The 13,314-nt window shown below is 65.8% G+C and carries 7 protein-coding genes; 3 read left to right on the forward strand and 4 right to left on the reverse strand.

Annotated features, from left to right (window positions below):
- Both V3H18_RS15375 and V3H18_RS15380 read right to left on the reverse strand, forming a co-directional pair.
- The coding region (locus tag V3H18_RS15375) for an apolipoprotein A-IV repeat region-like domain-containing protein (protein ID WP_332082947.1) at positions 1-5,128 on the reverse strand (5,128 nt) is incomplete at its 3' end.
- Positions 5,129-5,410: 282 nt separating this feature from the next.
- Positions 5,411-6,322 carry a transporter substrate-binding domain-containing protein gene (locus V3H18_RS15380; protein WP_332082948.1) on the reverse strand — a complete coding sequence of 304 codons (912 nt, stop codon included), beginning with the start codon at positions 6,320-6,322 and terminating at the stop codon, positions 5,411-5,413.
- 74 nt (positions 6,323-6,396) lie between these two features.
- On the opposite strand from V3H18_RS15380, the gene V3H18_RS15385 reads away from it, so the two are divergent.
- On the forward strand, positions 6,397-8,346 hold the full coding sequence (locus V3H18_RS15385; protein WP_332082949.1) for a glycosyltransferase: 1,950 nt from the start codon (positions 6,397-6,399) through the stop codon (positions 8,344-8,346).
- A 15-nt stretch (positions 8,347-8,361) separates the two neighbouring features.
- On the opposite strand, the gene V3H18_RS15390 is transcribed toward V3H18_RS15385, so the two are convergent.
- Positions 8,362-9,489, reverse strand: a complete 1,128-nt coding sequence (locus V3H18_RS15390) for a DGQHR domain-containing protein (protein WP_332082950.1) — start codon at positions 9,487-9,489, stop codon at positions 8,362-8,364.
- 659 nt (positions 9,490-10,148) lie between these two features.
- Between V3H18_RS15390 and V3H18_RS15395 the strand changes: the two genes are divergently transcribed.
- Entirely contained in the window at positions 10,149-10,757 is a 609-nt protein-coding gene (locus tag V3H18_RS15395; RefSeq protein WP_332082951.1) for a DUF2971 domain-containing protein, read from the forward strand.
- A gap of 184 nt (positions 10,758-10,941) precedes the next feature.
- On the opposite strand, the gene V3H18_RS15400 is transcribed toward V3H18_RS15395, so the two are convergent.
- The gene (locus tag V3H18_RS15400; protein ID WP_332082952.1) at positions 10,942-11,655 is read right to left on the reverse strand and encodes an MgtC/SapB family protein; all 714 of its coding nucleotides are present in this window, start codon (positions 11,653-11,655) and stop codon (positions 10,942-10,944) included.
- A 496-nt stretch (positions 11,656-12,151) separates the two neighbouring features.
- Here V3H18_RS15400 and V3H18_RS15405 point away from each other — a divergent pair.
- Positions 12,152-13,314: DEAD/DEAH box helicase (locus V3H18_RS15405; protein ID WP_332082953.1), on the forward strand; the 1,163-nt coding region annotated here is incomplete at its 3' end.

The raw sequence follows: 13,314 nt of genomic DNA on the forward strand, positions 1-13,314 counted from the left end.
CCCGCGTCTGGACCGCCGGGCGCTCAGCGGCGCGCGTCGGCGTCGTCGGCGCGGCGCGCGGCTTCGTCGGCGCGCTTTGCTCGGCGATGTCGTAGACGCGGCTCGAGCGGGCGACAATATCGGTAAGGTCGTTGAGCGCCTTGACCTGATCGCCGACGACGCGCCGCAGCGTCGCCGCCTGTTCGGCGGTTTCGCGCGGCAGTTCCATCGCGCCGCGGCGCACTTCCTCGCGCGTCTCCTCGATCTCGTGACGGATGTTGCGCGCGAGGCCGCGGATGTCCTCGGCGGCGGCGTCGAATTTGGAGCGCGCCTCGCCAAACAGCCGGGCGATCTCCTCATTGGCCTCGGCGAAGGCGGCGCGGAGCGCCTCCGACGTCAGCTCGCGTTCGCCTTCGGCGGCGGCGCGCACTTCGGCGAAGCGCGTCCCGATCAAATCGGCGGTCTGTCTCGTCGTTTCGTTCAGCGCGCCGCCGACCTCGCGCGAGCGCGCCTCGACGGCGTGGAACGATTGATCCATCAGCTCGGCGAAATGCGTCAGCGCGCCTTCGAATTCGGCGCGCCGGCCCTCGACGAGCGCAACCAGCTCTTCGAGAGAATGGCGGCGCGCCTCGATGGTCGCATCCAGCGCCTGTTGGCTTTGCGCCAGTTTCTCGGCGCTTTGCGCCAGGGAGTTCTGACGGTCTTCGAGCCCTTCGACGATCGTTCGGGCGTCGTGCATCGTGCCGCTCGCCACATGGCTGATCTGCTGCACCTGGCCGCTCACATCGTCCAGCGCGCCGTGGAATTCGACGAGCCGCTTGCCGAGCTCCTTCTCCAGATTGACGAGATTGCCGCCCGTCTGGTCGATGATCGCCTGCAGCGAAACATTGGTCTGGCCCAGCTTGTCGAGCACCGTCGGCAGTTCGGCGCGGATCTTGTCGTTCATCGCGACGAGCGCGCCGACCGAGGAGCGCGCGCCGGCGTCGAGCGCCTGCGTCAACGCCTCGCGCGAGCCGTCGAGCGCTCTTGTCAATTCCTCGCGCTTCTCGCCCAGATGCGCCACGATCGCGGCCCCGCGGCTCTCGATGGCGCTGGCGACCGTTTCGCCGACATTCGTCAGATCATGGGCGACGGCGACGCCGCGGTCGTTGAGGATGGCTTGCATATGATTGAGCCGCGCATCGAGCGCGCCGCTGATTTCGGCGACGCGTTCGGCGAGCGTCTGGCCGAGATCGCCGACGCGCGCCTGTAGCGTCGTGTCGAATTCGCGCCGCGCGCCGGTAAGCGTTTCGTTGATTTCCTGGAGCCTCGCCGCGACCGTGTCGATGACGAGGCGGCCGCGTTCGTCGAACTCCGACGAAACGGAGCCGAGCCGGTCGACGACATTCCTTTCGAAAAGCTCGATGCGTCCGTCGAGCGTCGTCTCCAGCTCCTTCGCGTGTCCGCCGAGCGTCTCGTTGATCTCGTTCGCTTTCATGGCGAGCGTTTGCGCGAGCTCGGTCGAGCGCGACAGAAGCATCCAGTCGACGTCCCTAAGCTTGGCGTCGATCGCCTCGATCATCTCGCGTCCGCCGCCGTCCATCACATTCGAAATCTCGCTGGCGTGTTTGGCGAGCGCCTCCTTGAGCATCTCGCCGCCCAAGCCGAGTCCCGCGTCCACCCGCCCGACAAGTTCGTCGATGCGGTCGGCGGCTTCCTTGGCGCGCGTCTGGGTGACGCTCTCGAAGTCTTCGATCTTGGTCGAGATCGTCGAGGCGAGGTCGTCGGCGCGCGCGCCAAGCTTCTCGACGAGATGCCCGCCCTTGTTCTCGAGCGTCTCGTCGATCTCGGCGAGGCGGGCGTCGATTTCGTCGGCGAAATGGCGGGAATTGTCGCCGATGCGGGAGTTGTAATGATCGACTTGCGCGGATAGCCGGTCGACGAGCGCGCCGCCCTGCGTGCGGATCGCGTGATCGAGCGACTGCAGGCGATCGTCGATTTCGCTCGTGAGCTTCTGCGTCTGCGCGTCGAAGCGGGCGGCGGCGTCCTCGGCGCCGACGGAAAGCTTGTCGACGAGCTGCGCGCCCTGTCCGGCGATCGTCGCCTCGACATGATCGAGCCGCTCCGTCACATCGGCGACGAAACGCTCGGTATGCGCGCCGACGCGATCGGCGATTTCGCCGCCGCCTTGCAGAAGCGCATGTTCGAACTGGTTCAACTGCGCGCCCAGCGTCGAGGCGATGCGCTGGCCGTGGCCCGCCAGCGAGGCCACGACGTCCTTGCTCTGCGCCAGAACGGAGTCCTCGAAATTGGCGAGCTTGTCGGCAAGAAGTTCGTGCAGCCGCTCTCCCTGCGTCGCGATCGCCAGCACGGCGTCGCCCGCCGTCGTCGAGAACCGCTCATGCATCGCGTTGGAGTTTTCGGCGAGCGTCGCGGCGGCCTCGGCGACGCTCTGGCGCAAATTGTCGCGCAGCGCCGCGCCATGCGTCTCGAAGTCTTGCAGCGCGCGTTCGCGCGTCGTCTCCATGGTTTGCGCCACCAGCATGCCGGCGGTCTCGAGCGCGGTCATGCGTTCGCCAAGCAGGTCGTCGACGCGCTTGGCGTGCTCGCCCACGAGGTCCGTGACGTCTTCGCTGTGACGCCTGACCGCCGCTTCGAAGGCGCCGAGTTTATCGGCGAGTTCGCTTTCGGCGCGATCCGCGTTCTCGGCGACGCGCTGCGCGATCTCGCCGCCCTGGCGTACGAAAACGTCCTCGAAGGATGCGAGGCTCTGCGCAAGGGCGCCGTTGATCTCTTCGTTCCCGCGGGTGACGACGCCTTCGAAGGCCGTCAGCGTCTCGGCGAGGCTCGCGGCGGCGCGCTCGCCCCGTTCGACGACGCGCGTCGCGACCTCTTCGCTGCGCTGCGCGATCACGTCTTCGAAAGCGGCGAGGCCTTCCGAAAGCGCGCTCGTGGCGCGTTCGCCATGCTCGCTGACGCGGGCGGCGATTTCCTCGCCTTGTCGCGCGACAGAATCCTCGAAGGCGGCGAGCTGGGCGGAGAGCGCGGTCGTGGCCTGTTCGCCCTGCTCGTGGACGCGGACGGCGATTTCCTCGGCCTGTCGCACGACCGTGTCCTCGAAAGCGGCGAGCTGGGCGGCGAGCGTCGTCGCGGCCTGTTCGCCTTGCTCGTTGACCCGTATCGCGACGTCGCTGGTTTGCCGCGCGAGGGCGTTCTCGAAAGTGGCAAGCTGCGCGGCGATCGTCGCCGCGGCGCGTCCGCTGTGTTCGGCGACGCGAGCGGCGGCGTCGTCTCCATGGCGGAGGAAGGTCTCTTCAAAGCCGGCGACGCTCTCGGCAAGGGCGGCGCTGACCCGGTCCCCATGCTCGGCGACGCGCATCGCCGCTTCCGCGCTGTTGCGCACGACGGCCTCCTCGAAGCCGGCGAGCCGATCGGCGAGCGTCGTTTCGATCTGCGCGCCGCGCTCGGCGAGGCGGGCGGCCACTTCGTCGCCGCGGGCGAGGACGTTCCGCTCGAAAGCTTGCAGATTATCGGCGAGCGTTTCGTTGACGCGGTCCCCGTGCAGGCCGATGGCCGACACCGCCTCGCTCGCGCCGGCGACGAAGCGCGCCTGCAGGGCGTCCACCTGCTCGACGAGCGCCGCGGAGCTCTGATTGAGGCTGCGCGACATGGCGTCGTGAAGCGCCTGGCCGCGCAGTTCGAATTCGCTTTGCGCCTTGCGATGCGTGTCTTCGAGCAGCCCCACGATGCGGCCTTCCGCCGTTTCGAACGTGGTCCTGGCGTTTTCGACATGTTCGCCGATGCGCGCGGCGAAGCGCTGCTGCGTCTCGGCGAGCGAGCGGTCGAGCGCGCCGCCCTGGGTCTCGATGGTTTCCCTTATGGCGCCGCCCGTCTCGGCGAGGCGCGCGACGAGCCGCTCGCCCTGGCCGTCGACGGACTGCGAGAAACCCGCGCCGATCTCCTCGAAACGCGCGAGAATATTTGCGCCGCGCGCGCGGAAATCCTCGGCGAGCGTCTCGCCGGCGCCTTGCAGCTTGACGGCGACCTCTTCAGTCCCTTCGGCGAAACGCAGGGTCACGTCGTCGCTCGCGCTGGCGATTTTTTGAGCGACCTCGTCGCCGGTCTGGCTTAGCGCGCCGATGATCTTCTCGCCATGGCCCAACAACGCGATTTCGAAGCCGTCGCCGGCCTGCTCCAGCGCGAGCCTGATCTCCTCGCCCTTGGAGCCGAGCGAGGAGGCGACGCGCGCGCCGGCCTCGCTTACCGTTTCCGCAAGATGCGCCGACGTCGTCGCGAGTTCATGCGACAGCGCGTCGCGCGCGCCGTAAAGCGCGGTGCGCGCATTGTCGGCGTTGACGACGATCGCTTCGCGCTCGCGCGTCAATTCGTCGATGAGCAAGCGCAAGCGGCGCTCGTTCTCCGTATAGGAGCGTTCGAGATTGGTCACCTCGGTGCGCACGATGACTTCGAGTTCGCCGGCCCGCGCCAGCGCGCGCTCAATCCCGTCGCCCATCGACGCCGCTTCGCGGCGAATGGCTTGGGAAAGGGAGATGACCTGTTCGGTGGCGATGGCTTCCGGCTCGATCAGCCGGATCGCCACCTCGGTCATGGAATTGGCGATGAGCCGCATCTCGTGGGCGCGGCGCGCCATCAGCCCGGTGATGAACAGGAAGATGATCGGCGCGACAAGCGCCGCGAGCGTCAAAACGGGCTTGGGGGCGAGCAGCGAGCCGTCGGCGTCGACGATTTCGCCCTGGTGGTAGTAGACATACATAAACCAGCAGGCGGCCCACAGCACGATCGAGCCGAAGGTCATCGCCATGATCGAACGGTCGGGCTTGATCCGCAACGCCTGCCGCAGCTCGCCGACGCTGCGGCGATCGTCGTTGGCGGGCGCGAAGGACGGCGCAACGACGCCGGGCTGCGCCTGGGGACGGGGCGGCTCCCGGAGCGGATCGCCGCGGCCGGGGACGGGCGGCGCTTCCGCGCGGGCGGCCGCGCCCGGCTCGGCGGAATCGGATTTCGCGCCGGCGAGGGCGTCGGGACCGTTTTTGGCTTCCTCCTCTGATGCGGCTCCTTCGGCGGCCGGCGGCGCGCTGAGATCGAGCGCCTCCTCGATCGCCGTCAGAGTGGCGGACGCCACGTCCTGGATTTTCCCGGATTTCGCCATCGCATCGTCTCCAAGCGGCGCAGGGCCCCCATGCGGCCGGCCGCGCCGGGCAGGGCCGTCAGGCGCCCCCCGGTGAACAAAGATTAACCAAACCTTACCGCCCCTGACCGGCAATTGAAACATGCGCTTGCCGCGTATTCGCAAACGTCGTTAACGCGGCCGTCAGAATGGGCGCAAGTCTTGGTCGGCGCGGCGGCGCGGCCTTTTCGGCGCGTGGCTACGCGCCTGCTTGTCTCAATTTGAGACGCGCCGCCGATCATCTTGATCAGCGCGCGCGGCCGGTCAAAACGGCCCGACCGGAAAATATTTCAAATAAAGCTCGCCGAAGACGCCGCGCTGCGCGAGCCGCGCCAAGGCGTAGTCGAGCGCGCGGCGCAACGGCGCATTGCCCTTCTTGACCGCGATCCCGATCCCTTCGCCGAAAAAGCGCGGATCGGTGAAGGGGCCGTCCTTGAACACGCAGCATTCGGCGGCCTCTGCGCCGTTCAGCCAGTAAGACAGCGCGATGGCGTCGCCAAAGAGCGCCTGAACGCGCCCGTTCTTCAGCGCCTGTCGCGCGAGAGCCGGCGTTTCAAAGGTCGCGAGCTTCGCCTGCGGATAGAAGGTTTTCAGATAGGCCTCGTGCCGGGAGCCGGCGACGACAGCTACGGAGCGGTCGCCGATCGCGGCGGGCGACGCCGACTTCAGCGTCGTGTCGGCCTGCATCGCGAAACGGCCCGGCGTCATCAGATAGGGCGCGGTGAAATCCGCCTGTTTGCGGGTGTCGTCATTGATTGCGATGGAGGCGATGACGGCGTCGCCGCTGTTGTCGTTGAGCGCGGGGATGAGCAGGTCCCAGCTGCGGCGCTGGATGGTGCAGGCGATATCCAGCTCCAGGCAGATGGCGCGGGCGAGATCGACGTTGAAGCCGGCGATCTGGCCGTCGGGAAGCAGGAAGTTGAACGGCGGATAGTCGTCCTCGGTCAGAAAGCGGATCTGGCGCAGCCCAGAGAGGTCCGGCCTTTCGGGAATGTGGTTCGGATCCCAGAACGACGGGGCGCTCGCCCAGGGCGTCGCCGGCGCCTCTTGCGTCGCGGCCGGCGGTTCGACGGCCTGCGCCGGCGCGAGGCGGACCCAGAGGAGGCCGAGAGCGATCGCCGCGCTCAGGGCCCAGAGGGCGATGTTGCGGCGGCGTGATTTGTTGTAAATATGCATTAATTTATCGCGAAGCTCGTGCTGGAAGTCGAAAGGCGCCGTCAGGCCGCGCTCGTTTTTTAAGAGCTTATTGCATGAGTTTCCTTCCCGTCGATAGTTTTGCGTCTGGCGCGCCGCGGATCAAGGACGATCTTCACGCCCTCCGGCGTCGACGCCCGGCGCCGACGGACGCCGCGGCGACGCGCCATTCCCTTCTCTCGCGGCCGACCGCCTCGCGCGCGCCGCCGGTCGAGATCGCCTTTCTCGCCCATTACGGCGTGCCCGACGCGACGCTGCATTATGCGGCGGCTCTGGGGCGACGTCAGGGCGTCAGCGCCGACGAGGCGCTGCTCGCCGAGGGCCTCGTCCCCGAAGAGACCTTCTATCGCGCGCTTGCGCATTATCTCGACGTCGCATTCGTGGACCGGCCATTCGAATTGGCCATCTCCAGTCTTGCGGCGGCCCGGCGCGGCTATGCCCGCTTGCGGAACGCGCCCGGCGGCTCGTCATGGCTTTTCGCCCCGAACGGCGCCAGCCTCATTCGCCTGATCGGCGTCGCGCGAGTCGTCAGAGGCCGCCGCTTCGTGGCTGTCACAACGCGCGCGCGCTTCATCGAAGCTTTGCGGCGCGCCGATCCGAGCGCCGCCCCCCGCGCCGCGGCCTTTCTCGCCGAACGGGTCGATAAGGATTTGTGCGTGCGCGGCTGCCTTCGGGGTCGCTCGCTCAAGCTTTTCATCGTCGCGCTCTTCGCCGTCACGGCCGGTCTTTATGCGCCTGTCGACGCTGTGCGGCTCGTCTGCGCGCTGCCGCTCGCCATCGCCTTTCTCTTTGGCGTTTTTCTCAGGCTCTTCGCCTGCGCGGCGAGTCTCGAGGCGCGCGAAGGCGCGGGCAAACGCCAGAGCGACGCGCAATTGCCGGTCTATACGATCGTCATCGCGCTTTATAAGGAAGCGCCCGTGGCGCGCCAGCTCGCCCGCGCGATCGATAGGCTCGACTATCCGCGCGCCAAGCTCGACGTGAAATTCATCCTCGAGGCGGACGACGACGAGACCGCGTCGGCGCTGCGGGCGCATCCGACGCGCGCGCCCCATGAGATCGTCGTCGCGCCTAGGGGCGCGCCGCGCACCAAGCCGCGCGCGCTCAATGTCGCCATGCCGCTGGCGCGCGGCTCCCTCATCGCCGTCTTCGACGCGGAGGATTTTCCCGAGCCGCGCCAATTGCGCCATGCCGCCGCGCTCTTTTCGCGCCTGCCGCGCCGCGTCGCCTGTCTGCAGGCGAGTCTCGCCATCGACAATGCCGCGGTGAACTGGATGACGGCGCTCTTCGCGCTGGAATACGCCGCGCTCTTCGATGTCTATAATAAAGGTCTCGCGGCGATGGGCCTGCCGCTTTTCCTTGGCGGCACCTCCAATCATTTCCGCATCGAGGCCCTGGGCGCGGTCGGCTTCTGGGACGCTTTCAACGTCACCGAAGACGCCGATCTCGGCCTGCGGCTCGCGCGCGCGGGCTTTTATATCCGCACCTTCGCCTCCGAGACCTATGAGGAGGCGCCGGCCGGGTTTTTTGCGCTGGTGCGGCAGCGCACGCGCTGGTTCAAAGGCTGGATGCAGACGCTGTTCGTGCATTGCCGCCGCCCATGGCGGCTTTTCGCCGATCTTGGCCCACGCCGCGCGAGCGCCGTGCTCGCGATGTTCGCGGGCGGCCTGTTTGGGCCGCTGCTCGGGCCTTTCGTGATGGCGCGCGTCGCTTATGACGCGGTCGAAGGCCGGTTGTTTTCGCCGGTCTCGCCCGTCGAGATCGCTTTCAGCACAATGTGGTGTTTTCTCGCGCTCGCCGGCGCCGGCGCGCTTTTATGGCCGCTTCTCCTCGGCATGCGGCGGCGCGGACTCGCGCCGCTCTGGCCGCGGCTCTTCTTCCTGCCGCCGTGGCTCCTCATGCTGAGCCTTTCCGCCTGGCGCGCGCTTTACGAACTCTGCCGGCGCCCTTTCCATTGGGAGAAGACCGAGCACGGCCTCACCGTGCGCGGCGCGCCCGACATGGCGTAGGCGCCGACCTTCGCCTTACGCGAACAGCCATTGCTTGAGCAGGAAGCCCGCGCTGAGCGCCTTGCTGTAATGCTCATGCAGCGCCACATGGCTCATGCCGGCGCGGGGCAGGTCCGACTTCTTCAGGCGCTTGAAGAAGGGGATCAGCACATCCTCGAAATTCTTCACCGTATATTTGCCGCCGTGGCGATCGGCGACGCGCTCGGCGACATTGGTGAAGAGCAGAGTGAGCGCCTTGAACAGCGCCGGATGGGCGATCTGCGCGTCGGCGTCGTGGAGGCCAAGGCCGTGTCGGCAGGCGCGTAAATATGCGTTGAGGACGGGATAGACTTCTTCCGCGGGGGCGTCGACGAAAGCGCCCTGGATCGAGCGCAGCGCGGCGTTGAAGGTGACGCGCGAGATCATGCCCTTGCGCCGCTCGGCCGGGCTCAGCAATTCCTTGAGCGCGCTGTCGTCGCGATTGTGGAAGAGATCGAAGACGTCATGGAGCAGGGCGTCGGCCTCGGTCTCCACCTGCGAAAGCCGGCGGATGTCGAGGAGGAGTTCGTTGGGGACGGGCCGCTGCTTGGTGTTGATGTCCATGAACAGGCGGCATTCTTCCGAGCGCGAGAGCTTGTTGTAGATCACGACCGGCACGTCGACCGCGCGCTTCGCCAGCTTGAAGCCGAAGACGCGATGCTGCCCGTCGATGATGAGAAACGCGCGGGGGTCCCGGCGGAAGGCGAGCATGCCGCTCTCGCGGTCGAACTGCATATGCGCGCGCGACTGGGCCGAGAGCACCACCGCGCCCGGCACGGTGCCAAAGCCCGCGTCGATATATTTGGCGATGGACTTGGCGCGCTTTTCGTCGAGCAGGCGCTGGAAGCCCTCGATCGGATTTTCGACGCGCGGCTCGACCATGCAGGTCTCGGCGAGCAGGCTGCTCGGCAGAACCAGCGAATAGAAGCGGTGCTTGCCCTGCGCGACGACCCTTGCGGCCTCGCTGATAGTCTTCTTGTCGGCGGCGGAGAAAGCGGCGGCGCTGTCGTCGGCGGCGTGGCTCGGCAGGGGGGCGGACTCGGTTATCTCGCATAGAGCGCGCTGCGAAAAAGTGGAATCCGGTTTTTCGCGTAAAGCGCGCTCTGAACTTTTGGAGTCGATCACGTTATCCGCATTTGGGCGATTCCGCCCAAATGCGGCGTGATCTAATGTGTCCCGATCCATCATTCTGATCCCTCGAAAGCGCGAACTTCACAGCGTTCGCGACAGCTGACTCGACGAATCGACCGGCACTCGCGCGAAAGGCTAAGCGGGAAAGGAGTCAAGAGCAAGATGGATGGGGAGGGAGGTGGGGTCGATTCAAATGCCGCGAAGCGCCCTTTATGGACACTCCTCGACCGGATCAACGAGCGAGGCGCTGCTTTACCGCAGGGCGGGGGTCGCTTTTCACTCGGGTGTTCGAGCACGTCTTGCGGATGATGGGGGAATTGAGACCGCCGTCCTTAGCGTCACCCGCGCAAAGCGCTCGCGCGTCATGAGTCCGAGCCAAATTATGAGGCGGCCGCGCCCTGACGGCGAGCGATTCGTCCATATCCACTGTAATAAGTCAGGTTACGACCAGTCACACAGCTGTGCGCTCATGGCGTGCAACCCCCAAGATTTGGCATTGTCAAAGCCCCATATTGGGAAGGATCTTGTATCCGAACCGGATGCCCATCCGGCTAATCCCGGTTTGCGCGGAAATGATGAGAACAGCGACCAAGAAAGCAACTGCAAAGCCCCGGAAAATACGATCGTATGGAGGCTTCCGCAGATATACGAATTTGGCGGCAGCGATCCATCTCCTTCAGACGAAGCGCATCACACTGTTGAACCCAGCCACCTGGGATGACAAAAATGACGCCTACTTTATGGCGGAATATAAGCGCATTTTAGGGGTCGAGACCGTTCTCGCACTTTGCTTTGCAGAGACCAACGAGACTTATCACCACTGGCGCGTCTTTTCGCACGGTTCGGACGGCGTTTGTATCGAATTTGACAAAGCACTGTTGCTGAAGAGCTTCGAGAAATCCTCCGGCATCAAACAAGGAGCGGTCGACTACAAGCTTGTTAAGTCACTGGCGCAGCGCAGCGCCATCGACGTTGAGCAATTGCCGTTTCTGAAACGAAAGCCCTATGCGCCTGAATGCGAATATCGCGTAATCTATATCGACAAGAGCAAACCTCTGGAGTTTAAGGATTTTCCCATTGACATTGCTTGGATTCGTCGGATCACACTCAGCCCCTGGATGTCGCAGGCGCTTGCGAAATCTGTTCAGAAAACAATGCTGAGCATCGAAGGTTGTTTAAACCTTAGGATCAGCCACTCGACTCTCATAAGCAACGACGAATGGAAATCAGTGACTGCGCGTGCCACGTCAAGCAAAGTTTGAATGAGGCTGGAAGCCGCACAGTTTGAGTTCGCCAAGCGCCGCAGCACTGCTGGACTGCTCCCCTGAAAAGGGTCGAAGGTGAAAATTAGCCAATTTGCGCGTTGCCGCAGCGTAGTCATGGGTCACAAGCCGAAATTCAAGCAGAACCACGACTCGAGGCGGCGCCTCCCTCCTCGCCGCCCCTTCAATCGCTCGTGCGCGACGACCAGGTGGCGTGGGTGACGCCGGCGAGCCGCTCGATCGCCGCGACAATGGCGTCGAGCTCGTCGCTCTTCGCGCTTGTCGCCGCGAGCGTCGCGACGATCTCGACATCGTCTTCGCGCTCGTTCTCTTCGATGTCCTGAATCGGATAGGCGGCGGCTTCGAGCTTTTCGATCATAAGGTCGCGAATGGCGTCGCGCCGCGCGTCGATGGTGGCGACGCGGACCTCATAGACCGCCTCCGTCGCGCTTTCGTCGATGGGCGCGCGCTCGATGAGATGCACCAGCGGCCGCAGGAAGGTGTTGCCGGCGAGCACGAAGCCCGCCATGAGCACGGCTTCGACCGGCCTGTCGGCGCCGGCGAAGGCGCCCATCACCGCCGAGCACCAGATCGTCGCCGCCGTATTGAGGCCGCGAATATTCATGCCTTCCTTGAGGATGACGCCGGCGCCCAGAAAGCCGACGCCCGACGCCACATAGGCGAGAACCTGCGTCGCGCCCTGATTGCCCATGAGCCGCATGCCGAGATCGACGAAGGCGGAGGCGCCGAGCGCGACGAGCGCCGTGGTGCGCAGCCCCGCTGTGCGCTGCCGGTATTGGCGCTCCGCGCCGATGAGCGCGCCCAGAACGATCGCCACGGCGAGCGAGACGAGCGTGTTGAGCATTTCCGCAGAGTCGAAATTCGCGATGGCGACCATGAGGCTCTCGTACTTGGGGCTTGTTCCGCGGCTTATAGGCGAGCGGACGGACCTTGTCGCCTCCGATGAAATTCTAAGCGCGCTCTTGCCGCGGCCATCCGCGCGATGACAGCATGCGAATGTGAGAATATGAACCGACATGCCGTCTCCGCGCGATGCGTTTCGCGATCGTCCGGCGTGGATGCCCGCGACAAGCGCGGGCATGACGGCGGGAAGCGAGCTGAAATTAACCCGAGTTCGAGGCGCTGGCGCTTTCTTGCGCCGCATTGACCTTGGCGCGGCGCTCCTGTATGAGAAGCGTGCTGCGTCGCAGCATGAGGCGTTCCAGCCGCGTAGATCGACGTCCCTGTCGACGAGCTGTCGAGCGCCCCCTTTTCCCCACGCCGACGGGCCCATTACGCGGGGCAAGTCTCCTTTTTCAGGCCCTGCGCCGGCGCGGCTCTCCGCCCGCCGGTCGTCGCGGCTCGAATCGACAACTGAAAGAAAAAACCAAGTGATGAAATTTTCCGATCTCGGCTTGAACGAGATCCTGCTGCGCGCGCTTGCGCATGAAGGCTACGAAACCCCGACGCCCATTCAGGCCCAGGCCATTCCCGCTCTCCTTGAAGGGCGCGACCTGCTTGGCGTCGCCCAGACGGGCACCGGCAAGACGGCCGCCTTCGCCTTGCCGATCTTGCAGCGGCTGCTCGCGGATCGCCGACGGGCGGCGCCCCATACGGCGCGCGCGCTCATTCTCGCGCCGACGCGCGAACTCGCCGCGCAGATCGCCGACAGTTTCCGCGCCTATGGCCAGTTCTTTCGTCCGAGCGTCGGCGTCATCGTCGGCGGCGTGTCGCATCGTCCGCAAAACGACATGCTTTCGCGCGGCCTCGACGTGCTGGTGGCGACGCCGGGACGCCTGCTCGATCATCTCGCCAGCGGCCGCTTGCGGCTCGCGGCGACTGAAACGCTCGTTCTCGACGAAGCCGACCATATGCTCGACCTCGGCTTCATTATCCCGATCCGCCAGATCGTCGCGAAATTGCCGAAGCAGCGGCAGACGCTGCTGTTCTCCGCCACCATGCCGCGCGAAATCGCGGCGCTTGCGGACGACATGCTGCGCGATCCAGCGAAAGTGTCGGTGACGCCAGCCGCGACCACCGCCGAGCGCGTGGCGCAACATGTCTATCTGGTCTCGGGCGGCGCCAAGCGCGATCTGCTCGTGGAGCTGCTGAACGACCGCGAGATTTCGCGCGCCATCGTCTTCACCCGCACCAAGCGCGGCGCGGACCGGGTCGCGCAACATCTGGAAAACGCCGGCGTCGGGGCCGACGCGATCCATGGCAACAAGAGCCAGAGCCAGCGGCTGCGCGCGCTCGAAGGCTTTCGCAAGGGCCATACGCGGGTGCTGGTCGCAACCGACATCGCCGCGCGCGGCATCGACGTCGACGGCGTCACCCATGTCGTCAATTTCGAACTGCCCGAAACGCCGGAAGCCTATGTGCATCGCATCGGCCGCACCGCGCGCGCCGGCGCGACGGGGCGGGCGATTTCGCTTTGCGACAATGGCGAGCGGCCGCTGCTGCGCGCCATCGAAAAGCTGACGCGCCAGACGCTGGAGTTCACCGACCGGCGCACTGAGGGCGCGCGCCACGACGACGCCGAGCCGCCGCGCCGGGC

Source organism: Methylocystis borbori (assembly GCF_036576025.1).
GTDB lineage: Bacteria > Pseudomonadota > Alphaproteobacteria > Rhizobiales > Beijerinckiaceae > Methylocystis > Methylocystis borbori.